Annotated in this window: 20 protein-coding genes; 17 read left to right on the top strand and 3 right to left on the bottom strand. The window is 65.9% G+C overall.

The annotated features are described in order from the left end of the window. Positions 1-8 precede the first annotated feature (8 nt). Positions 9-3,218: an efflux RND transporter permease subunit gene (locus PIGHUM_RS15250; RefSeq protein WP_124080415.1), complete on the bottom strand. Its 3,210-nt coding sequence runs from the start codon at positions 3,216-3,218 to the stop codon at positions 9-11. A gap of 18 nt (positions 3,219-3,236) precedes the next feature. Continuing rightward, positions 3,237-4,499, bottom strand: coding sequence for an efflux RND transporter periplasmic adaptor subunit (locus PIGHUM_RS15255; protein ID WP_124080416.1), 1,263 nt, complete (start codon positions 4,497-4,499; stop codon positions 3,237-3,239). A gap of 156 nt (positions 4,500-4,655) precedes the next feature. Here PIGHUM_RS15255 and PIGHUM_RS15260 point away from each other — a divergent pair, with 156 nt between their 5' ends. The 17 genes from PIGHUM_RS15260 (at position 4,656) to PIGHUM_RS15340 (ending at position 21,848) form a co-directional block, all read left to right on the top strand. Then, the gene (locus tag PIGHUM_RS15260) at positions 4,656-5,663 is read left to right on the top strand and encodes a LysR family transcriptional regulator (protein WP_124080417.1); all 1,008 of its coding nucleotides are present in this window, start codon (positions 4,656-4,658) and stop codon (positions 5,661-5,663) included. A gap of 506 nt (positions 5,664-6,169) precedes the next feature. Beyond that, the gene (ndhC, locus tag PIGHUM_RS15265) at positions 6,170-6,529 is read left to right on the top strand and encodes an NADH-quinone oxidoreductase subunit A (protein ID WP_124080418.1); all 360 of its coding nucleotides are present in this window, start codon (positions 6,170-6,172) and stop codon (positions 6,527-6,529) included. Positions 6,530-6,565: 36 nt separating this feature from the next. After that, a complete protein-coding gene (locus tag PIGHUM_RS15270) occupies positions 6,566-7,042 on the top strand; it encodes a NuoB/complex I 20 kDa subunit family protein (RefSeq protein ID WP_124080419.1) in 477 nt (158 codons plus the stop codon). 88 nt (positions 7,043-7,130) lie between these two features. Then, a complete protein-coding gene (locus PIGHUM_RS15275) occupies positions 7,131-7,724 on the top strand; it encodes an NADH-quinone oxidoreductase subunit C (protein WP_124080420.1) in 594 nt (197 codons plus the stop codon). Between the two features lie 2 nt (positions 7,725-7,726). Then, entirely contained in the window at positions 7,727-8,980 is a 1,254-nt protein-coding gene (locus tag PIGHUM_RS15280) for an NADH-quinone oxidoreductase subunit D (RefSeq protein ID WP_124080421.1), read from the top strand. 31 nt (positions 8,981-9,011) lie between these two features. Continuing rightward, positions 9,012-9,515, top strand: a complete 504-nt coding sequence (nuoE, locus tag PIGHUM_RS15285) for an NADH-quinone oxidoreductase subunit NuoE (RefSeq protein ID WP_124080422.1) — start codon at positions 9,012-9,014, stop codon at positions 9,513-9,515. Beyond that, positions 9,512-10,831 carry an NADH-quinone oxidoreductase subunit NuoF gene (gene nuoF / locus PIGHUM_RS15290; protein ID WP_124080423.1) on the top strand — a complete coding sequence of 440 codons (1,320 nt, stop codon included), beginning with the start codon at positions 9,512-9,514 and terminating at the stop codon, positions 10,829-10,831. Before nuoE ends, nuoF begins: the two co-directional genes overlap by 4 nt. A gap of 78 nt (positions 10,832-10,909) precedes the next feature. Then, positions 10,910-13,237, top strand: a complete 2,328-nt coding sequence (gene nuoG / locus PIGHUM_RS15295; RefSeq protein ID WP_124080424.1) for an NADH-quinone oxidoreductase subunit NuoG — start codon at positions 10,910-10,912, stop codon at positions 13,235-13,237. After that, entirely contained in the window at positions 13,237-14,310 is a 1,074-nt protein-coding gene (gene nuoH, locus PIGHUM_RS15300; protein WP_124080425.1) for an NADH-quinone oxidoreductase subunit NuoH, read from the top strand. The genes nuoG and nuoH overlap by 1 nt, the downstream gene beginning before the upstream one ends. A gap of 42 nt (positions 14,311-14,352) precedes the next feature. Beyond that, entirely contained in the window at positions 14,353-14,841 is a 489-nt protein-coding gene (nuoI, locus tag PIGHUM_RS15305) for an NADH-quinone oxidoreductase subunit NuoI (RefSeq protein ID WP_124080426.1), read from the top strand. 12 nt (positions 14,842-14,853) lie between these two features. Further along, on the top strand, positions 14,854-15,507 hold the full coding sequence (locus tag PIGHUM_RS15310; RefSeq protein ID WP_124080427.1) for an NADH-quinone oxidoreductase subunit J: 654 nt from the start codon (positions 14,854-14,856) through the stop codon (positions 15,505-15,507). Beyond that, positions 15,504-15,812: an NADH-quinone oxidoreductase subunit NuoK gene (nuoK, locus tag PIGHUM_RS15315; RefSeq protein ID WP_124080428.1), complete on the top strand. Its 309-nt coding sequence runs from the start codon at positions 15,504-15,506 to the stop codon at positions 15,810-15,812. Before PIGHUM_RS15310 ends, nuoK begins: the two co-directional genes overlap by 4 nt. Positions 15,813-15,839: 27 nt before the next feature. Beyond that, positions 15,840-17,867 (top strand): NADH-quinone oxidoreductase subunit L, encoded by a 2,028-nt coding sequence (gene nuoL / locus PIGHUM_RS15320; RefSeq protein WP_124080429.1) that lies wholly within the window; start codon positions 15,840-15,842, stop codon positions 17,865-17,867. Between the two features lie 11 nt (positions 17,868-17,878). Beyond that, positions 17,879-19,366 carry an NADH-quinone oxidoreductase subunit M gene (locus tag PIGHUM_RS15325; protein WP_187697795.1) on the top strand — a complete coding sequence of 496 codons (1,488 nt, stop codon included), beginning with the start codon at positions 17,879-17,881 and terminating at the stop codon, positions 19,364-19,366. A 19-nt stretch (positions 19,367-19,385) separates the two neighbouring features. Further along, positions 19,386-20,867, top strand: coding sequence for an NADH-quinone oxidoreductase subunit NuoN (gene nuoN / locus PIGHUM_RS15330; protein WP_124080431.1), 1,482 nt, complete (start codon positions 19,386-19,388; stop codon positions 20,865-20,867). A 67-nt stretch (positions 20,868-20,934) separates the two neighbouring features. Next, positions 20,935-21,255 carry a DUF2818 family protein gene (locus PIGHUM_RS15335; RefSeq protein WP_124080432.1) on the top strand — a complete coding sequence of 107 codons (321 nt, stop codon included), beginning with the start codon at positions 20,935-20,937 and terminating at the stop codon, positions 21,253-21,255. After that, positions 21,252-21,848 carry an NUDIX domain-containing protein gene (locus PIGHUM_RS15340; RefSeq protein WP_124080433.1) on the top strand — a complete coding sequence of 199 codons (597 nt, stop codon included), beginning with the start codon at positions 21,252-21,254 and terminating at the stop codon, positions 21,846-21,848. The genes PIGHUM_RS15335 and PIGHUM_RS15340 overlap by 4 nt, the downstream gene beginning before the upstream one ends. A gap of 172 nt (positions 21,849-22,020) precedes the next feature. On the opposite strand, the gene PIGHUM_RS15345 is transcribed toward PIGHUM_RS15340, so the two are convergent. After that, on the bottom strand, positions 22,021-22,949 hold a 929-nt coding region (locus tag PIGHUM_RS15345), incomplete at its 5' end, for a Bug family tripartite tricarboxylate transporter substrate binding protein (RefSeq protein ID WP_148087258.1).

Consider the following 22,949-nt stretch of genomic DNA (forward strand, 5'->3'; position numbering starts at 1 on the left):
GGGATGCTTCATAGCGCCCCCTCAGGGCGCGCGGCCGGCGCATGCTCGGCCACGATGGGCGCCTGGTGCGGCGCCGCCGCGTGCAGGGGGCGGCTGCCCGCCAGCTTGCGCAGCAGGACATAGAACACGGGTGTCAGGAACAGGCCGAACAGCGTCACGCCCAGCATGCCGAAGAACACCGCCACGCCCATGGCCTGGCGCATCTCCGCGCCGGCGCCGGTGGAAAGCACCAGCGGCACCACGCCCATGATGAAGGCGATCGAGGTCATCAGGATGGGGCGCAGCCGCAGGCGGCTGGCTTCGATGGCGGCTTCCACCGCCGAACGGCCCTGCATTTCCAGTTCGCGGGCGAATTCGACGATCAGGATGGCGTTCTTGCAGGCCAGGCCGACCAGCACCATCAGGCCGATCTGCGTGAAGATGTTGTTGTCGCCGCCGGTCAGCCAGACGCCGGCCAGCGCGGCCAGGATGCTCATCGGCACGATCAGGATCACGGCCAGCGGCAGGACCAGGCTTTCATAGAGCGCGGCCAGCACCAGGAACACCAGCAGCACGCTGATGGGGAAGACCCAGACGCCCGCGTTGCCGGCCAGGATCTGCTGGTAGGTCAGGTCCGTCCATGCCAGCCGCATGCCGCGCGGCAGCACGTCGGCGGCGATGCGCTCGGCCGCGGCCTGGGCCTGTCCGCTGGAATAGCCCGGCGCGGGCCCGCCATTGATGTCGGCGGCGGTGTAGCCGTTGTAGCGCACCACCATTTCCGGACCGTAGCTCGGCTTGACCTGGACGACCGACGACAAGGGCACCATCTCGCCCGCGGCATTGCGCGTCTTGAGGTTGAGGATGTCGTCGGGCTGGGAGCGGAAGGGCGCATCGGCCTGGGCCCGTACCTGGTAGACGCGGCCGAAGCGGTTGAAGTCGTTCACGTACAGCGAGCCGAGGTAGATCTGCATGGTGTCGAACACGTCGGTGACCGGCACGCCGAGCTGATTGGCCTTGACACGGTCGAGATCCACGTCGAGCTGCGGCACGTTGATCTGGTAGCTCGAGAACGTCGGCCCCAATTCCGGCGCCTGGCTGGCCGCGGCCACGAAGGCCTGCGCGGCCTGGTCGAGCGCCGCGTAGCCCTGGGCGCCCCGGTCTTCGATCTGGAACTTGAAGCCGCCCAGCGTGCCCAGGCCCAGCACGGGCGGGGGCGGGAAGACGCCGATGAAGGATTCCTTGATGCCGGCGAACTTCTGGCCCAGCTCGGCCGCGATGGCGTCGGCGGTTTGCCCCCTGGCCTCGCGGTCGGCGAATTCGTCCAGGGCGACGAATACGATGCCGGCGCTGGAACTGTTGGTGAAGCCGTTGATCGACAGGCCCGGGAAGGCAATGGCGTGGGTGACGCCCGGCTGCTTCAGGACGATGTCCGACATCTCGCGGATGACGGCTTCGGTGCGGTCGAGCGAGGCGCCGTTGGGCAACTGGGCGAAGGCGATCAGGTACTGCTTGTCCTGCGCCGGCACGAAGCCGCCCGGCACGATCTGGCCGAAGAACACCGTCAGCGCCAGCAGCGCGGCATAAACGCCCATGACTGAAGCCTTGCGCGAGATCACGCCCGCCACGCCCTTGCCGTAGCGTTCGGAAGCGCTGCCGAACACGCGGTTGAAGGCGCGGAAGAAGCCGCCCAGCGAGCGGTTCATGAGCCGCGTCAGGACGTCGGGCTTGTCGTGGTGGCTTTTGAGCAGCAGGGCGGCCAGGGCCGGCGACAGCGTCAGCGAATTGAAGGCCGAGATGACCGTGGAAATCGCGATGGTCATCGCGAACTGCTTGTAGAACTGGCCGGTGAGGCCGGTCATGAAGGCCAGCGGCACGAACACCGCCACCAGGGTCAGCGCGATGGCGACGATGGGGCCGCTCACTTCCTGCATGGCGCGGTAGGTGGCGTCGCGCGGACTCAATCCTGCCTCGATGTTGCGCTCGACGTTTTCCACCACCACGATGGCGTCGTCCACCACGATGCCGATGGCCAGCACCATGCCGAACAGCGACAGCGCATTGATGGAATAGCCGAAGCCCAGCATCAGCGCGAAGGTGCCGACGATGGACACCGGCACGGCCAGCAGGGGAATGACGGAGGCGCGCCAGGTCTGCAGGAACACGATGACCACCAGCACCACCAGCGCGATGGCTTCCAGCAGGGTATGCACCACCGCCTCGATGCTCGCGCGCACGAACTGCGTCGGGTCGTAGACGATCCGGTGCTCCACCGAGGGCGGGAAGTCCTTGGCCATGTCGTCCATGGCCTCGCGCACCCGGGCCGATACGTCGAGCGCGTTGGCGCCCGGCGCCTGCATGATGGCCAGGGCCACCGCCGGCTTGTTGTCGAGCAGCGAGCGCAGGCCGTATTCGGCCGCGTCGAGCTGCACGCGGGCCACGTCGCTCAGCCGCGTCACGCCGCCCTCGGGCGAGGTCTTGAGCACGATGTCGGCGAATTCCTGCTCGGTCTGCAGGCGGCCCTGGGTATTGATCGACAGCTGCAAGGGCACTTCGGCCGAGTTGGGCGAGGCGCCGATCACGCCGGCCGCCACCTGCACGTTCTGCTCGCGGATGGCGCGCACCACGTCGGACGCGGTCAGGCCGCGCTGGGCGACCTTCTGCGGATCGAGCCAGACGCGCATGGAATAGTCGCCCCCGCCCCAGAGCTGGACTTCGCCGATGCCGGGCAGGCGCGCCAGGCGGTCCTTGACGTTGAGCAGCGCGTAGTTGCGCAGGTAGTTGATGCCGTAGCGGTCGTCCGGCGAGATCAGGTGCGCGACCAGGGTCAGCGTGGGCGAGCTCTTGATGGTCGTCACGCCCAGGCGCTGTACGTCGGCGGGCAGGCGGGGAAGGGCCTGCGATACGCGGTTCTGCACCAGTTGCTGGGCTTTGTCGGGATCCATGCCCAGCTGGAAGGTCACCGTCACGGCGAGGTTGCCGTCGCTGTTGGCCTGCGACTGCATGTAGAGCATGTTCTCTACGCCGTTGATCTGTTCTTCCAGCGGCGCGGCCACGGTTTCGGCGATGACCTTGGGGTTGGCGCCCGGGTACTGGGCGCGCACGACCACCGAAGGCGGCACGACTTCCGGATATTCGGAAATGGGCAGCTGGAACAGGGCCAGCACGCCGCCGAGCAGGATCAGGACGGACAGCACCCCCGCGAAGATGGGCCTGTCGATGAAGAATCTGGACATATTCATGATGCGGGCCTTTCTTCCTTAGACCACGCCGGTCCGGTCGGCGGCCGGCGTGCCCGCTGGCGTACCCTCCTGCCGCTGCGCGGCATCCTCCCCGAGGGAGGACGCACGCCCTTGGGGCGGCCGTGCGGGCGTGCTCATGGGCACGTCGCGCGGCGCGACGGTTTCGCCCGGGCGCACCCGCTGCAGGCCGTTGACGACGATGCGCTCGCCCGGGGCGAGGCCGGCTTCCACCACGCGCAGGCCGCCGCTGCCGCGGCCCAGCCGGACTTCCCGGTAAACGGCGCGGTTGTCGGCGTCGAGCACCAGCACGTAGCGCTTTTCCTGGTCGGTGCCCACGGCCCGCTCTTCGACCAGCACGGCTTCGCGCGGCTTGCCGGTGCCGAGACGGACGCGGGCGTACAGGCCGGGGATCAGCGTGCCGTCGGCGTTGTCGAAGATCGCGCGCACGCGGATCGTGCCGGATGCGGTGTCCAGCCGGTTGTCGACGAAGCTCACCGCGCCCCGGCGGGCATAGCCGGTTTCGTCGGCCAGGCCGAGCTGGACCGGCATCGGCGCACCGCCCGCGCGGCTGGCCTGGGCCAGCTTGAGATAGGTCGGCTCGTCCACGTCGAAGGCGGCGTACATTTTGTTCACCGATACCAGCGTGGTCAGCGGCTCGCCGCCCGTGCCCGCCGAGACCACGTTGCCGGCGGTGACGCGGGCGCGCGAGATGCGGCCCGCGACCGGCGCCACGATGCGGGTATGTTCCAGGTCGATCCGCGCGGCCTTGAGCGCGGCCTGCGCCGCCAGCAGTTCGGCCTGCGCCACGTGCGCGTCGTTCTGCTTGGCGTCGTAGTCGCGCTTGGCGATGGCGTTGTCGGCCAGCAGGCGCTCGGCGCGGGCTCCGTCGGATTCGGCATGGCCGGCGCGGGCCTTGGCCGCTTCCGCCTGGGCCAGGCTGCGGGCGACCGCGGCTTCGTAGGGACGCGGGTCGATGGTGAACAGCACGTCGCCCTTCCTGACCATCGCGCCGTCCTTGAAGTGGACGGCAGTGAGGGTGCCCGAGACGAGCGGGTGGATCTCGACGCGCTCGACCGCTTCGATGCGGCCGGAGTAATCGCGCCAGTCGATGATGTTGCGGCTGACGACCAGGGCGGCGTCCACCGGCGTGGCGGGCGCCTGGGCGGAGGCGGGCGCGTTGGCCTGGACAGGTTCGGAGAGCGCGGCCAGGCCGGCGGCTGCCAGCGCCAGGACGATGGCCGCGCCGGCAAAGGCGGCGGTGCGCGTGCTCAGGGTAGACATAGGGTGGCCTCGGATAGGAAGTCGGGGAAATTTCTGAGAGGAGAAGATTCTCGGTGTTATCCTTGGCTGGATAAACTGGCAGGATTCGTCAACACTATTCGTTCGTGCTGAATAATCGCTGTGCGCCCAGCCTGGCACCGCTTTCAAGGGATCACCATGGACCGTTTCCAAGCCATGCAAGTCTTTACGCGCGTGGTCGAAGCCAACAGCTTCAGCCTGGCGGCCGAAAACCTCGGTCTGCCGCGCGCCACCGTCAGCACGACCATCCAGGGCCTGGAGAAGATGCTGCGGGTACGGCTGTTGAACCGCACCACGCGCAGGATCAGCCTCACGCCGGACGGCGCGGCGTATTACGACCGCTGCAAGCAGCTGCTGGCCGACCTGGAGGAAACCGAGGCGTCGTTTCGCGACGCCGCGCGCGGGCCGAGCGGCCGCCTGCGGATCGACGTGCCGGCCTCGATCGGCCGCAGCATACTCATCCCGTCTTTGTGCGAGTTCCACGAACGCTATCCGGACGTGGAACTCGTCATCGGCATGAGCGACCGCCCGGTGGACCTGGTGCAGGAGGCCGTCGATTGCGTGATCCGCAAGGGCGACCTGCCGGATTCCCGCCTGGTCGCGCGCCGCATCGGTTCGTTCGAGAACCTCACCTGCGCGGCGCCGGCCTACCTGGAAGCCTACGGCGAGCCGCGGACCCTCGACGATCTCGCGCGCCACCACGCGGTCAATTACTTCGCCAGCCGCACCGGCCGCGTGCTCGATTGGGACTACGTCATCGATGGCGTCGCCACCGAGTTCGAGATGAAAGGGGTGATCGCGGTCAACGACGCCGACGCCTACGTCGATTGCGCCTTGCAGGGTTTCGGCCTCATCCAGGCGCCGCGCTACCTGGTGCTTCCCCATCTCGAGTCCGGCCGCTTGAAGGAAGTGCTGCCCGAATGGAAGCCCTCGCCCATGCCGATTTCGGTGATGTACCTGCAGAACAGGCATCTGTCGCCCAAGGTGCGCGCTTTCGTCGATTGGGTGGCCGATCTGTTCGCGGGCTGCCCGCTGCTGGGCGGCTGCACGGCGGCGGAGCAGGAATGCCACTTCGTCGGCATGGCGGCGCCGCATACCGAGCGGGCGCTGACGCAGAATCAGAACCTGGCAGAGAGCGTGTTCTGATTTTGGCCTTTCAGACCTTATGCCACCGACCTGCTGGCGGTCGTTCCCGGCACCGTGAAGCCAGGCCGCCGAACCGCCCGGTTTGCGCAATGCAACATGCGCCGGGGCGGGCGTGCCGTCCAGACGTTCAGCATCATGTAAGTCCTTGGCGGGCCGAGCTTTTCTCTAGCGGACGCGGGTAAAGGGACGTTTCGGCCGACTCAGGGTTTGCGCTATACTTTCGGTCGGACATGAGCATGGGTGAAACATGGCGTGTCCGACAGTTACTGCAGTCATCCGGTAAGACAACTTGTTTTTGCAGCCGGGCGCGTTTCTTGAAAACGTGGCATTCCGCGCAGAAACATACATCCTTGCATGTAAGCGTTGGCGCTCTTTGCCGGTCCGGCCGGGACGGGCGGCGCCTTGGTGTGGGCCGCGCGGCGCAGGGAAAGCTCTTCCGCATCCTGCCTTTGCCAATGACGTCCGGGCGCGCCAATGCCTGCAACGTCGCTCGAACAGGTTACCTGATGAATATCGAGAGCTACCTTCCAGTATTGCTGTTCATCATCGTGGGCAGCGTCATCGGTTTCGCGCTGATGTTCCTCGGCTCCGTGCTCGGCCCGAGCCGGCCCGACAGCGAAAAGCTCTCTCCCTACGAGTGCGGCTTCGAGGCCTTCGAAGACGCCCGGATGAAGTTCGACGTGCGCTACTACCTCGTGGCCATTTTGTTCATCCTGTTCGATCTGGAAATCGCATTCTTGTTTCCGTGGGCCATGGCCAACGCGCAGGTCGGCCTGCTGGGCTTCGGCACCGTGGCGGTATTTCTGGCCGTTCTCGTGGTCGGCTTCATCTACGAATGGAAAAAAGGCGCGCTGGACTGGGAGTGATCCCAGCCGCTTGCCGAAGGACACCGGGTTTCATCAATGGCTATCGACGGAATTCTCAACGAAGGCTTCATCACCACGACCGCCGACAAGGTCCTCAACTGGGCCAAGACCGGCTCGCTGTGGCCCATGACATTCGGCCTGGCCTGTTGCGCGGTCGAGATGATGCACGCGGGCGCCGCGCGCTACGACCTCGACCGTTTCGGCATCATTTTCCGGCCCAGTCCGCGCCAGTCCGATCTGATGATCGTGGCCGGCACGCTGTGCAACAAGATGGCGCCCGCGCTGCGCAAGGTCTACGACCAGATGCCCGAGCCGCGCTGGGTGGTGTCCATGGGATCGTGCGCCAACGGCGGAGGCTACTACCACTATTCGTATTCGGTGGTGCGCGGCTGCGACCGCATCGTGCCGGTAGACGTCTATGTGCCGGGCTGCCCGCCCACCGCCGAAGCGCTGGTGTACGGCTTGCTGCAGCTGCAGAACAAGATCCGGCGCACCAACACCATCGCGCGCTGACCCATGCCGGCATGCGCCATTCCCACCTCCGATTCCTTGCCCGGGCAGGCCTCGTCCTGTCCGGTGCCGCCTTTTGATCCGAGCGCTCATGACCAAGCTTGAAACCCTGCGCCAGAATCTGCTTTGCGCCTTGGGCGACGACATCCGCCTGACGCTCGCCCTGGGCGAGCTCACGCTCGAGGTGCCCGTCGACCGCTACATGCAAGTCTGCCAGACGCTGCGCGACGACGAAGGCCTGCGCTTCGAGTCCTGCATCGACCTGTGCGGCGTGGACTACTTCTCCTACGGCAACGACGTGCGCGAATCGCAGCGCTTCGCCGTGGTGCTGCACCTGCTGTCGGTTACGCACAACTGGCGCCTGCGCGTGCGCACCTTCGCGGCCGACGACGACCTGCCGGTGGTGCCTTCGCTGGTCGAGGTCTGGCCGGGCGTGAACTGGTACGAGCGCGAGGCGTTCGATTTCTACGGCGTGCTGTTCGAGGGCCACCCCGACCTGCGCCGCATCCTGACCGACTACGGCTTCATCGGCCATCCGTTCCGCAAGGACTTCCCGCTGTCGGGCAACGTCGAAATGCGTTTCGACCCCGAGCAGAAGCGGGTCATCTACCAGCCGGTCACCATCGAGCCGCGCGAGGTCTCGCCGCGCGTGATCCGCGAAGACGGCTACGGATTGGGACGCTAATCATGGCAGAGATCAAGAACTACACCCTGAACTTCGGCCCGCAGCACCCGGCCGCGCACGGCGTGCTGCGCCTGGTGCTGGAACTGGACGGCGAAGTGATCCAGCGCGCCGATCCGCACATCGGCCTGCTGCACCGCGCCACCGAGAAGCTGGCCGAGCACAAGACCTACCTGCAGGCCCTGCCCTACATGGATCGCCTGGACTACGTGTCCATGATGTGCAACGAGCACGCCTACGTGATGGCGATCGAGAAGCTGCTGGGCCTCGAAGTGCCGCTGCGCGCGCAGTACATCCGCGTGATGTTCGACGAAATCACCCGCGTCCTGAACCACCTGATGTCGCTGGGCTCGCATGCGCTGGACGTGGGCGCGATGGCGGTGTTCCTGTACGCCTTCCGCGAGCGCGAGGACCTGATGGACTGCTACGAGGCGGTCTCGGGCGCGCGCATGCACGCGGCCTACTACCGTCCGGGCGGCGTCTACCGCGACCTGCCGGACCGCATGCCGCAGTACCGTCCCAGCAAGCTGCGCAGCGAAAAGGAAATGAAGGTCCTGAACGAAGACCGTTCGGGTTCGCTGCTGGACTTCATCGAGTCGTTCACCAACCGCTTCCCCGGCTACATCGACGAATACGAGACGCTGCTGACCGACAACCGGATCTGGAAGCAGCGCCTGGTCGACGTCGGCATCGTCACCCCCGAGCGCGCCAAGGCGCTGGGCTTCACCGGCCCCATGCTGCGCGGCTCGGGCATCGCCTGGGACCTGCGCAAGATGCAGCCCTACGAAGTCTACGACCTGGTCGAGTTCGACGTGCCGGTCGGCACCAATGGCGATTGCTACGACCGCTACCTGGTGCGCATCGAAGAAATGCGCCAGAGCAACAACATCATCAAGCAGTGCGTGGAATGGCTGCGCAACAATCCCGGCCCCGTCATGACGGGCAACCACAAGGTCGCTCCGCCCAGCCGGACCGAGATGAAGACCAGCATGGAAGAGCTGATCCACCATTTCAAGCTCTTTTCCGAAGGCTTCCACGTGCCGCCGGGCGAGGCCTATTCGGCCGTCGAGCATCCCAAGGGCGAATTCGGCATCTACCTGGTCTCGGACGGCGCCAACAAGCCGTACCGCCTGAAGATCCGCGCCCCCGGCTTTGCCCACTTGCAATCGCTGGACGAGATGGCGCGCGGCCACATGATCGCCGACGCCGTCACGATTATCGGCACGCAGGACATCGTGTTCGGCGAGATCGACCGCTGAACCCATGACTGCGTCCCAACCGGATACCACCATGCTGCTTTCCGAACAGGCCCTCAAGAAGATCGACCGCGAAGTCTCCAAGTACCCGGCCGAACAGAAACAGTCCGCCGTCATGGCGGCGCTGGCCATTGCCCAGGACGAGAAGGGCTGGCTGTCGCAAGAGGTGATGGAAGAGGTCGCCGACGTCCTCGGCATGCCGGCCATCGCCGTGCAGGAGGTCGCGACCTTCTACAACATGTACAACCTGCACCCCACGGGCAAGTTCAAGATCTCGGTCTGCACGAACCTGCCCTGTGCATTGCGCGATGGCGAGAAGGCCGGCCACTACCTGAAGCAGAAGCTGGGCGTCGACTACAAGGAAACCACCGCCGACGGCGTGTTCACGCTGGTCGAAGGCGAGTGCATGGGAGCCTGCGGCGACGCGCCCGTCCTGCTGGTGAACAACAAGCGTATGTGCATCCAGATGTCCGAAGCCCGGCTCGACGCCCTCGTCGACGAGCTCAAGGGCGAGGCGGATGCCGGAGGTGCAAAATGAGCGTGGCCGAACCGGTCATCAGCACGGCGTTCCACAATCGCCACATCGACCCGCAGATCATGGCGGGGCTGGACGGCAACAACTGGCGCCTGAAAGACTACGTCGAGCGCGGCGGCTACGAGGCCCTGCGCAAGATCCTGACCACCGGCATGACGCAGGAACAGGTCATCGCCGAGGTCAAGGCCTCGGGCCTGCGCGGCCGCGGCGGCGCGGGTTTCCCGACGGGCCTGAAGTGGAGCTTCATGCCGCGCACGTTCCCGGGCCAGAAGTATCTCGTCTGCAATTCCGACGAGGGCGAGCCGGGTACGTTCAAGGACCGCGACATCCTGCGCTACAACCCGCACATCCTGATCGAAGGCATGGCCATCGCCGCCTACGCGATGGGCATCACCGTGGGCTACAACTACATCCACGGCGAGATCTTCGAGGTCTACGAACGCTTCGAGGAAGCGCTGGAAGAGGCGCGCGCCGCCGGCTTCCTGGGCGACAACATCCTGGGCTCGAGCTTCAGCTTCCAGCTGCACGGCCACCATGGCTACGGCGCCTACATCTGCGGCGAGGAAACCGCGCTGCTCGAATCGCTGGAAGGCAAGAAGGGCCAGCCGCGCTTCAAGCCGCCGTTCCCCGCCAGCTTCGGCCTGTACGGCAAGCCGACCACGATCAACAACACCGAGACCTTCGCCGCGGTGCCCTGGATCATCCGCAACGGCGGCGACGCCTACCTGCAGGTGGGCAAGCCGAACAACGGCGGCACCAAGCTGTTCTCGGTTTCGGGCGACGTCGAGTACCCCGGCAACTTCGAAGTGCCGATGGGCACGCCGTTCTCCAAGCTGCTGGAACTGGCCGGCGGCGTGCGCGGCGGCCGCAAGCTCAAGGCGGTGATCCCCGGCGGTTCGTCCGCCCCGGTGCTGCCGGCCGACATCATCATGGACTGCACCATGGACTACGACTCGATCGCCAAGGCCGGGTCGATGCTGGGTTCGGGCGCCGTCATCGTCATGGACGAGACGCGCTGCATGGTCAAGTCGCTGCAGCGCCTGTCGTACTTCTATTTCGAGGAAAGCTGCGGCCAGTGCACGCCCTGCCGCGAAGGCACGGGCTGGCTGTACCGCGTGGTGCACCGCATCGAGAACGGCAAGGGCCGTCCCGAAGACCTCGAGCTGCTCGATTCGGTGGCCGGCAACATCATGGGCCGCACCATCTGCGCGCTGGGCGATGCCGCGGCGATGCCGGTGCGCGGCTTCCTGAAGCACTACCGCGACGAGTTCATGCACCACATCGAACACAAGCACTGCGTGGTGCCCGAGTACCTGTAGCCCCGGCGCGGTCTCGCATAGCAAAGCATTCAACGAAACGCATACGCCCCGCCCGATGGCGGGGCAAACGGAAATAAGATGGTTGAAATTACGATCGACGGCCAGAAAGTGGAGGTGCCAGAAGGCAGCATGGTCATGCATGCCGCCCAGAAGGCCGGCCTCTACGTGCCGCATTTCTGCTATCACAAGAAGCTGTCGATCGCGGCCAATTGCCGCATGTGTCTGGTCGACGTCGAAAAGGCGCCCAAGCCCCTGCCTGCCTGTGCCACTCCGGTGAGCAGCGGCATGGTGGTGCACACTGCGTCCGAGAAAGCCATCAACGCGCAGAAGGGCGTGATGGAGTTCCTGCTGATCAACCACCCGCTGGATTGCCCGATCTGCGACCAGGGCGGCGAGTGCCAACTGCAGGACCTGGCGGTGGGCTACGGCGGCTCGTCCTCGCGCTACACCGAGGAAAAGCGCGTGGTGTTCCACAAGAACCTGGGCCCGCTGGTGTCGGCCGAGGAAATGGCGCGCTGCATCCAATGCACCCGCTGCGTCCGCTTCGGCCAGGAGATCGCCGGCGTGATGGAGCTGGGCATGATCAACCGCGGCGAACATTCCGAGATCACGACCTTCGTCGGCCGCGCCGTCGAATCCGAGCTGTCGGGCAACATGATCGACATCTGCCCGGTCGGCGCGCTGACCTCCAAGCCGTTCCGCTACAGCGCCCGCACCTGGGAGCTGGCGCGCCGCAAGTCGGTCAGCCCGCATGACAGCATCGGCGCCAACGTGGTCGTGCAGGTCAAGAACGACCGCGTGATGCGCGTGGTGCCGTTCGAGAACGAAGACGTCAACGAGTGCTGGATCAGCGACCGCGACCGCTTCGCCTACGAAGGCCTGAACAGCGGCGATCGCCTGGCCGTGCCCATGGTGCGCGGCGAGGACGGCCAATGGAAGGAAGTGGAGTGGGCCGAGGCGCTGGAATTCGCCGCCGCCGGCCTGCAGCGCGCCAAGAACAGCTACGGCGCCGGCGAGATCGGCGCGCTGGCCGCGCAGTACGCCACCACCGAGGAATTCGCGCTGCTGGCCCGCCTGGTGCGCGCGCTGGGTTCCGACAACATCGATTTCCGCCTGCGCCAGACCGACGACGGCTTCGACGCGGCCCGCAGCGGCGCGCCCTGGCTGGGCATGCCGCTGGCCGAGGTCGGCAAGCTCGACCGCGTGCTGGTAGTCGGCTCATTCCTGCGCAAGGATCATCCGCTGCTGGCCCAGCGCCTGCGTCAGGCCGCCAAGGCCGGCACCCAGGTGGTCCTGGTCGACGTGGCCGGCGACGATCCGCTGATGCCCATCGCCGAGCGCATCACCGTTGCGCCCGGGGCGCTGCCGGGTGTGCTGGCCGAGATCGCCGTTGCGCTGGCCCAGGCCAAGGACGCCTCCGCTGCGCCCGAGCTGGCCGGTGTGCAGCCGGGCGAAGCCGCTAGGCGCGTTGCCGCGCTGCTGGCCGAGGGCGAGAACGGCGCCGTGCTGCTGGGCAATCTGGCCGCGCAGCATCCGCAGGCGTCCACCCTGGCGGCCAACGCGCAACTCATCGCGCAGGCTGCCGGCTGCCGCCTGGGCTATACCGTCGAAGGCGGCAACTCGGTGGGCGGCTATCTGGCCGAGGCCGTGCCGGTGCGCGGCGGCAAGACCGCCGCCCGGATGCTGGCCGAACCGCTCAAGTCCTACATCGTGCTGCATGCCGAGCCGGCGCTCGACGCCGACAACGGCGTGGCCGCGCTCGAGGCGCTGCGGGCGGCGCAGTTCAACGTCGCGCTGACTTCCTACAAGTCGGCCGCGCAGGACTGGGCCCACGTGATGCTGCCCATCGCGCCTTTCACCGAGACCTCCGGCACCTTCGTCAACGCCGAGGGCCGCGCCCAGAGCTTCAAGGGCACGGTCCGCGCGCTGGGCCAGACCCGCCCGGGCTGGAAGGTGCTGCGCGTGCTGGGCAATGCGCTGGAACTGCCGGGTTTCGACGACGAGACGTCCGAGTCCGTGCGCGATGCCGTGCTGGCCGGCGATATCGCCTCGCGCCTGTCCAATGCCGTAACCGCCAAGCCCGGCGCCGGCGCTGCGGCGCAGGGCCTGCAGCGGGTGGCCGACGTGCCGGTGTATTTCAGCGACGCCATCGCGCGCCGCGCCGATGCGCTGCAGGCCGCGCCGGCTTCGCGCGAGCCCGATGCGCGCGCCAACGCCGCCACCATCGCCGGCCTGGGCCTGGCCGACGGCGACCGCGTGCGCGTCAAGTCGGCCACCGGTGCGATCGAGCTCTTCCTTTCCCTGGACGATACGGTGCCGGCCGGCGCCGTGCGCATCTCCGCCGCCCACGCCGCGACTTTCGCGCTGGGCAGCGCATTCGAACAACTCAGCGTGGAGCGTGCCTGATGCATTGGATCGACGTCCTTCAGGCTCATGGAACGGAGCTGATCGGCCCGGCAGCCTGGTCGGTGGTGTGGAATCTGGTCAAGATCGCCTGCATCGCCTTGCCCATCATCCTGTGCGTGGCGTATCTCACGTACTGGGAGCGCAAGCTGATCGGCTGGATGCACATCCGCGTGGGCCCGAACCGGGTCGGCCCGCGAGGGCTGTTCCAGCCCTTCGCCGACGTGCTCAAGCTGCTGACCAAGGAAGTGATCGTTCCCAGCAATGCCAACCGCGTGCTCTACATCGTGGCGCCGACGGTGGTGCTGATGCCGGCGCTGGCCGCCTGGGCGGTGATGCCCTTCGGTCCGGAAGTGGTGCTGGCCAACGTCAACGCGGGCCTGCTGTACGTCATGGCCATCACTTCGCTGGGCGTGTACGGCGTGATCGTCGCCGGCTGGGCCTCCAACTCCAAATACGCCTTCCTGGGCGCGCTGCGCGCGTCCGCGCAGATGGTGTCCTACGAGCTGGCCATCGGTTTCGTGCTGGTGACCGTGCTGCTGGTGTCGGGCAGCCTGAACATGAGCGAGATCGTGCTCAAGCAGGCGGACGGCCGCTTTGCCGGCATGGGGCTGACCTTCCTGTCGTGGAACTGGCTGCCGCTGCTGCCGCTGTTCGTGATCTACGTGATCTCGGCCGTGGCCGAAACCAACCGCCACCCCTTCGACGTGGTGGAAGGCGAATCGGAAATCGTCGCGGGCCACATGGTGGAGTATTCCGGGATGGCCTTCGCGCTGTTCTTCCTGGGCGAATACGCCAACATGATCCTGCTGTCCGCGCTGGCATCGATCATGTTCCTGGGCGGCTGGCTGCCCCCGATTGACGTGGCGCCGCTGACCTGGGTGCCGGGCTGGCTGTGGCTGGCGGTCAAGACCTTCTTCGTGGTGTCGCTGTTCATCTGGTTCCGCGCCTCGTTCCCGCGCTACCGCTACGACCAGATCATGCGCCTGGGCTGGAAGATATTCATTCCGCTCACGCTGGTCTGGCTGCTGGTGGTGGCGGTCTGGATGCAGACGCCCTGGAACATCTGGAAGTAAGGCGCGCGGTAAGCGAGCCAAGAGAATAGGCAGGACTGAATCATGCAAGCGATCAAGGAATTCTTCGGCAGCCTGATGCTGACCGAACTCCTCAAGGGATTGCGCCTGACGGGGCGGTATGTGTTTGCCCGCAAGATCACGGTGCAGTACCCCGAGGAAAAAACGCCCATGTCGCCGCGTTTCCGCGGCCTGCATGCGCTGCGCCGCTATCCCAATGGGGAAGAGCGCTGCATCGCCTGCAAGCTTTGCGAGGCGGTCTGCCCCGCGGTGGCGATCTCCATCGAATCGGAAGTGCGCGAGGACGGCACCCGCCGCACCAGCCGCTACGACATCGACCTGACCAAGTGCATCTTCTGTGGCTTCTGCGAGGAAAGCTGCCCGGTCGACTCGATCGTCGAGACGCACATCCACGAGTACCACGGCGAACAGCGCGGCGACCTGTATTTCACCAAGGAAATGCTGCTGGCGGTCGGCGACCGCTACGAGGCCGAGATCGCGCAGAGCCGCGCCTACGATGCGAAATACCGGTAATCGAAACCCACTATGACCGCCATACTGTTCTATATATTCGCCGCGATCCTCGTCGTGGCAGCGTGCCGGGTCATCGTCGCGCGCAGTCCCGTGACCGCCGTGATGCACCTGGTGCTGTCGTTCTTCACCGCGGCCATGATCTGGATGCTGCTGAAGGCGGAGTTCCTGGCTATCCTGATCGTGCTCGTCTACGTGGGTGCGGTGATGGTGCTGTTCCTGTTCGTGGTCATGATGCTGGACATCGACACGAGCAAGCTGCGCGAGGGCTTCAAGAGCTACCTGGTGCCGGGCATCCTGGTGGGGGTGGTCATGGTGGGCGAGATGGCTTTCGTGCTGGCCAACGCCTACTGGGACACCAGCGTGCCGCAGGCGCCCGTCGCTGCCGACTTCAACAACACGCGCGCCATCGGCGTGGCGATGTACACCGAGTACATCTATGCGGTGGAGATCGCCGCGGTGATCCTGCTGGTGGGCATGGTGGCGGCCATCGCGCTGACGCTGCGCCGCCGCAGCGACGTCAAGGTGAACCGCCCGTCCGAGCAGATCCGCGTGCGCCGCGCCGACCGCGTGCGCCTGGTGTCGATTCCGTCGCAAACCGAAAATTCCCAGGCAGGCGAGGGCGCCGAAGCGCCGGCTGCTGCCGAACCCAAGGGAAACCAACCATGACCCTGACTCTCGGCCACTTTCTGGTGCTGGGCGCGATCCTGTTCGCGATCAGTATCGTGGGCATCTTCCTCAACCGCAAGAACATCATCGTGCTGCTGATGGCGATCGAACTGATGCTGCTGGCGGTGAACATGAATTTCGTCGCCTTCTCCAGCTGGATGGGCGACCTGAGCGGGCAGGTGTTCGTGTTCTTCATCCTGACCGTGGCGGCCGCTGAAGCCGCCATCGGCCTGGCGATCCTGGTTGTATTGTTCCGCAACCTGAACACGATCAACGTTGATGAACTTGACCGGCTGAAGGGCTGACGGTCCGGGCTACGAGAAGATCAAGACATGTCGGTACCTAAGCTCTACCTACTCATCGCATTCGCCCCGCTGGTCGGGTCCGCCATCGCCGGCCTGTTCGGCACCGGCTTCCTGGGCCGCTGGGTCGGCCGCGCCGGCGCGCACTGGGCCACCATCCTGGGGGTGCTGGTCTCGGCCATCGGCTCGGTGATCGTGCTCAACGACGTGCTGGCGGGCAACACCTTCAACGGCGCGCTCTACACATGGAGCGCGATCGGCGGCATCAAGCTGGAAATCGGCTTCATGATCGACTCGCTGTCGGCCATGATGATGGTCGTGGTCACGTCCGTGTCGCTGATGGTGCACATCTACACCATCGGCTACATGAAGGACGATCCCGGCTACCAGCGCTTCTTCGCCTACATCTCGCTGTTCACCTTCTCGATGCTGATGCTGGTCATGTCCAACAACATGCTCCAGCTCTTCTTCGGGTGGGAGGCGGTGGGCCTGGTGTCCTACCTGCTGATCGGCTTCTGGTACACCCGGCCGACGGCCATCTTCGCCAACATGAAGGCCTTCCTGGTCAACCGCGTGGGCGACTTCGGCTTCGTGCTCGGCATCGGCCTCTTGTTCGCCTACGCCGGTTCGATGAACTACACGGACGTGTTCGCGCAGTCCGACAGGCTGGCCGGCCTGAGCTTCCCGGGCACCGACTGGATGCTGCTGACCGTGGCCTGCATCTGCCTGTTCGTGGGCGCGATGGGCAAGTCGGCGCAGTTCCCGCTGCACGTCTGGCTGCCCGACTCGATGGAAGGCCCGACCCCGATCTCGGCGCTGATCCACGCGGCCACCATGGTGACCGCGGGCATCTTCATGGTGGCGCGCTTCTCGCCGCTGTACGAGCTGTCGCCCACGGCGCTGTCCTTCGTCATCGTGATCGGCGCCATCACCGCGCTGTTCATGGGCTTCCTGGGCATCATCCAGAACGACATCAAGCGCGTGGTGGCCTATTCGACGCTGTCGCAGCTGGGCTACATGACCGTCGCGCTGGGCGCCTCGGCGTACTCGGTGGCGATCTTCCACCTGATGACGCACGCCTTCTTCAAGGCGCTGCTGTTCCTGGCGGCGGGCTCGGTCATCATCGGCATGCACCACGACCAGGACATCCGCAACATGGGCGGCCTGCGCAAGTACATGCCCATCACCTGGATCACTTTCCTGCTGGGTTCGCTCGCGCTGATCGGCACGCCGTTCTTCGCAGGCTTCTACTCGAAGGAAAACATCATCGAGGCGGCCAAGCTGTCGACCGTCTGGGGCTCGGGCTTCGCCTACTTCGCGGTGCTGGCGGGCGTCTTCATCACGGCGTTCTACTCGTTCCGCCTGTACTTCCTGGTGTTCCACGGCAAGGAGCGCTTCGATACGAGCGGCGCGCACGGCCACGGCCATGACGACCACGCGCACGACGCGCATGGCCATGACGACCACCATCATGGCGGCACGCCGCACGAGTCGCCCGCCGTCGTCACGCTGCCGCTGGTGCTGCTGGCCATTCCGTCGGTGATCATCGGCGCGATCGCGGTCGGCCCCCTGCTGTTCGGCGACTTCTTCAAGGGCGTGATCTTCAATTCGCCCGACCGGCCGGTCATGGAGCACCTGGGCGAGCATTTCCACGGCTGGGTGGCCTACGGCCTGCACGCGTTCTCCACCGTACCGTTCTGGCTGGCGCTGGCGGGCGTGGTGGTGGCCTGGTTCTTCTACCTGGTCAAGCCGGCCATCCCGGCGGCGATCAAGGCGCGCTGCGGCTGGTTGTACAACCTGCTCGAGAACAAGTACTACATGGACAAGATCAACGAAGCGGTGTTCGCCCGCGGCGCGCGCGCGCTGGGCGGCGGCTTCTGGCGGGTGGGCGACAAGTCGCTGATCGATGGCCTGATGGTCAACGGCAGCGCCCGCCTGGTGGGCTGGTTAGCGTCCGTGACGCGCCGCCTGCAATCGGGCTACATCTATCACTACGCCTTCGCCATGATCATCGGCATCATGGCCCTGGTGACCTACTTCGTCCTGCTGAACAAGTGATGGCAAGCGATATGGCTCAAACTTCTTTCCCGTGGCTTTCGCTTGCGATCTTCACGCCGATCGTCTTCGGCCTGCTGGTGCTGGCCGTAGGCCGTGACAGCAAGCCCACCGTGGCGCGAGCGCTCTCGCTGATCGGCGCGATCGCCGGCTTCCTGGTCACCATCCCGCTGTACACCGGCTTCGACGCCTCGACGGCCGATATGCAGTTCGTCGAGAAATCGGCCTGGATCGTCCAGTACGGCGTGTCCTACTACCTCGGCATCGACGGCATCTCGATGTGGTTCGTGCTGCTGACCGCTTTCATCACCATCATCGTGGTGCTGGCGGGGTGGGAGGTGATCACCAGCCGCGTCGCCCAGTACATGGGCTCGTTCCTGATCCTGTCCGGCCTGATGATCGGCGTGTTCGCGGCGCTCGACGGCCTGCTGTTCTACGTGTTCTTCGAAGCCACGCTGATCCCGATGTACATCATCATCGGCGTATGGGGCGGACCGAACCGGGTCTACGCCGCGTTCAAGTTCTTCCTGTACACGCTGCTGGGTTCGCTGCTGACGCTGATCGCCTTCCTGTACCTCTGGCACTCGGCCGGCGGCACCTTCGACATCCTGGCCTGGCACCAACTGCCGCTGGGCTATACCGAGCAGGTGCTGATCTTCCTGGCTTTCCTGATGGCCTTCGCCGTCAAGGTGCCGATGTGGCCGGTGCATACCTGGCTGCCCGACGCCCACGTGGAAGCGCCGACCGGCGGTTCCGTGGTGCTGGCCGCGATCATGCTGAAGCTGGGTGCCTACGGTTTCCTGCGGCTGTCGCTGCCCATCGTGCCGGACGCCGCGCACGGCCTGTCCGGCCTGATGATCGGGCTGTCGCTGGTGGCGGTGATCTACATCGGCCTGGTCGCGTTGGTGCAGGACGACATGAAGAAGCTGGTGGCCTATTCGTCGGTGGCGCACATGGGCTTCGTCACGCTGGGTTTCTTCATCTTCAACACGGCCGGCGTCGAAGGCGCCATCGTGCAGATGGTCTCGCACGGCTTCGTTTCGGGCGCCATGTTCCTCTGCATAGGCGTGCTGTACGACCGCGTGCACTCGCGCCGCATCGCCGACTACGGCGGCGTGGTCAACACCATGCCCAAGTTCGCCACGTTCTTCGTGCTGTTCTCGATGGCCAACAGCGGCCTGCCGGCCACCAGCGGCTTCGTCGGCGAGTTCTTCGTGATCATGGGCGCGGTGCAGTACGACTTCTGGATCGGTCTGCTGGCCGCCACGGCCCTGATCCTGGGCGCGGCCTATTCGCTGTGGATGGTCAAGCGCGTCGTGTTCGGCGAGATCACGCACCAGCACGTGCGCGAGCTTGCCGACCTGAGCGGCCGCGAATTCCTGATCCTGGGAGCGATGGCGATCGCCGTGATCTACATGGGGGTCCATCCCGCCCCCTTTACCGACGTGATGCACGTCTCGGTCGACGCGCTGCTCAAGCACGTCGCCATTTCGAAACTGTAAGACGCCGGACGTTACGAGAATGGAATTTGCCAACCTGAACCTGTCTCTTGCGGCACCAGAGATTACGCTGCTGGTGCTGACGTCCGCGATCCTGCTGATCGATCTGTTCGTCAAGGACGAGAACCGCGCGCTGACCCACATCCTGTCGCTGCTGACGCTGGCGGCCCTGACCTGGATGAGCCTGGCGGACCTGGCCGGGAACGTGAGCGGCGTCGCCTTCGACGGCATGTACGTGGCCGACAACCTGGCCCACGTGCTCAAGGTGTGCTCCTACATCGCGCTGGGCGTGACCCTGATCTACGGCAAGTCCTACGCCAAGGACCGCGGCATGCTGCGCGGCGGCGAGTTCTACGTGCTGTCGCTGCTGGCGCTGCTGGGCCAGATGGTGATGATCTCGGCCGGCAACATGCTGACCATCTACCTCGGCCTGGAACTGATGTCGCTGTCGTTCTACGCCCTGGTGGCGGTGCGCCGCGAGCACACCGTGTCCACCGAAGCCGCGATGAAGTATTTCGTGCTGGGCGCGCTGGCCTCGGGCCTGCTGCTCTACGGCATGTCGATGATCTACGGCGCCACCGGCACGCTGAGCCTGGCCGGCATCGCCCGCGCCACCTCGCAGGCCGGCGACAACCACATGATCCTGGTGTTCGGCCTGGTGTTTCTGGTGTCCGGCCTGGCCTTCAAACTCGGCGTGGTGCCTTTCCACATGTGGGTGCCCGACGTCTACCAGGGCGCGCCCACCGCCGTGACGCTGCTGCTGGGCGGCGGACCCAAGCTGGCGGCCTTCGCCATCGTGCTGCGCCTGCTGGTGGACGGCCTGTTCGGCCTGGCCGCCGATTGGCAGCCCATGCTGGGCATCATGGCGGTGCTGTCGCTGGCGATCGGCAACCTGGCCGCCATCATGCAGACCAACGTCAAGCGCCTGCTGGCGTATTCGACGATCTCGCACATGGGCTTCGTGCTGCTGGGCCTGATGTCGGGCGTGGTCGAGGGCAGCGCCTTCAACGCCCAGAACGCCTATGGCTCGGCCATGTTCTACATCGTGGTCTACGTGCTCACCACGCTCAGTTCGTTCGGTGTGCTGATGCTGCTGTCGCGCGCGGGCTTCGATTGCGAGACCCTGGACGATCTGAAAGGCCTGAACCGCCGCAACCCGTGGTTCGCCGGCGTGATGCTGCTGCAGATGTTCTCGCTTACCGGCATCCCGCCCACGGTCGGTTTCTATGCCAAGCTTTCCGTGCTGCAGGCCCTGATCCAGGCCAACCACGTCGTGCTGGCCGTGGTCGCGGTGCTGTTCTCGCTGATCGGCGCGTTCTACTACCTGCGCGTGGTCAAGGTCGTCTACTTCGACGATCCCGTCGACCAGGCACCGCTGCAGGGCAGCTTCGGTTTTCGTACGGTGCTGTCGGTCAACGGGGCGCTGCTGCTGATCCTGGGGATTTTCCCCGCGCCGCTGGTAGCGGTATGCGTCCACGCGATCAATACGTCGCTGGCGCTTTGATCTTCCCGCGGGCGGTCGTGCGGCATGCCGCACCCGCCTGTTCCATGACCGCAGTGGGGACCCGGCCTTGAAGCAGACCCTGGCGATCTATGTCCTGATCCTGCTCGCGCTGGTGACGGCCAATCTTCCTTTCCTGTCCGAGCGCGTCTTCGGCGCGCTGGCTTTCCGCCGTGGCGGGACACCCGCCGTCAAGCCTTTCTGGGTGCGACTGGCCGAGGTGCTGGTGCTGTACCTGGTGGTCGGCGCGGTCGGCCTGGCCTTCGAGGCCAGCCTGGGCAACGTATTCCAGCAGGGCTGGCAGTTCTATGCCATTACGCTGACCTTGTACCTGGTGCTGGCCTATCCCGGTTTCGTCTACCGTTATTTATTCAAACGGAGCCATCGATGAGCCGTGATCCCGCCCTGCAGGAATTGTCCCGCAGCGCCGAGCGCCTGCGCGAGCAGCCGGTTTCGAGCGAGCCGGTCTTCGACGGCAAGCTGCTGCGCGTGCGGCGCGACGGCGTGACGCTGCCGGACGGTTCGGCCGCGACGCGCGAGTACATCCTGCATCCGGGCGCGTCGATGATCGTGCCGCTGCTGCCGGACGGCCAGGTGGTGCTGGTGCGCCAGTACCGCTATCCCATGCACCGGGCCTTCATCGAATTCCCGGCAGGCAAGATCGATGCGGGCGAACAGCCCTTGGCCACCGCCAGGCGCGAACTGCTGGAAGAAACCGGTTTCCGTGCCGAGCGCTGGACCGAGCTGACCACCATCCACAACGCCATCGCCTACGCCGACGAGCGCATCGTGCTGTTCCTGGCCGAGGGGCTGGAGCGCGGCCAGCAGCAGCTCGACGACAGCGAATTCCTCGAGGTCTTCACCGCGCCGCTCGAAGACCTGATGCGCTGGATCGCCAGCGGCGACGTCAGCGACGTCAAGACCGTGATCGGCGCCTTCTTCGTCGAAAAACTGCTGGCCGCCCGCAAGACCGGCAGCGCCTGAGATACCGCGCAAACCGCCGCTGCCAGCCCAGGGCACAGCGGATCCGGCTTTGCCGGTCCGCCAGTGCCGCCCCTTTGAGGGGCGCCCGAAGGGCGTAGGGGTGGGCTTCCCCTTCCGGTCCGCCAGTGCCGCCCCCCCGGGGGGCGCGCGAAGCGCGTAGGGGGGACCTATCCTACTCCAATGATACGTTGGCCTTCTTGATCAAGCCCCGGTAGAACTGCGAGCGGGAGGCGGTCTGTTTGCGGATTTCGTCGGGCGACCAATTGATGGGCTGGAAGGCGAAGGTTTCCAGGCGCTGCTTGATGTCCGGCTGGGTCAGGACCTTGGCGACATCGGCGTTGACTTTGTCGCGGATGGCGGCCGGCGTGCCTTTGGGCGCCAGCAGGACGACGAAGGAATTGATCTCGAAGTTCTTCGGCCCGCCGTTTTCCGCGACGGTAGGCACGTCGGGCATCTGCGGCAGGCGCTTGGCGGCTGCCACGGCCAGGTAGCGCAGCTTGCCGGCCTGGTAGGCGCCCTGGCTCGACGCGAGCGTGGCCATGCTCCAGTTCACTTCCTGGTTGCTGACGGCGGCGTAGAGCTGGCCGACTTCCTTGTAGGGCACGTGTTGCATCTGGATGCCGGCGTCGCTTTCGAGCGCGATGCCGCCCAGGTGGCCGGGGCTGCCTATGCCCCACGAACCATACGTGATCTTGCCGGGTGCTGCCTTGGCGGCGGCGATCAGGTCGGTGACGGATTTCCACGGCGAGTTGGCCGAGACCGAGACGAGGAAGGGCGTAATGTAGACCGTGGCGACAGGATCGAAGACTTTGTCGGGGTCGTAGCTGCGGCTCTTGTACAGATGGGGCAGGGCGGCGAGTTGTTCGCTGTCGAGTTGCAGCAGCGAGTAGCCGTCGGGCGCGGCGCGCTGGGATGCGTCGATGGCGACGAAGCCGCCGCCCCCGGGGCGGTTCTCGACGACGACGCGCTGGCCCCATTCCTTGCCCAGCCGGTCGGCGATCAGCCGCAGGATGGTGTCGGGGCCGCTGCCGACCGAGAACGAGGTGACCAGGGTGACCGGCCGTGTGGGATAGGCATCCGCGGCCTGGGCGGGCGCAAGCC

Origin of the sequence: Pigmentiphaga humi (assembly GCF_900606115.1) — a bacterium.
In the GTDB taxonomy this organism is placed as follows: Bacteria; Pseudomonadota; Gammaproteobacteria; order Burkholderiales; family Burkholderiaceae_B; genus Pigmentiphaga; species Pigmentiphaga humi.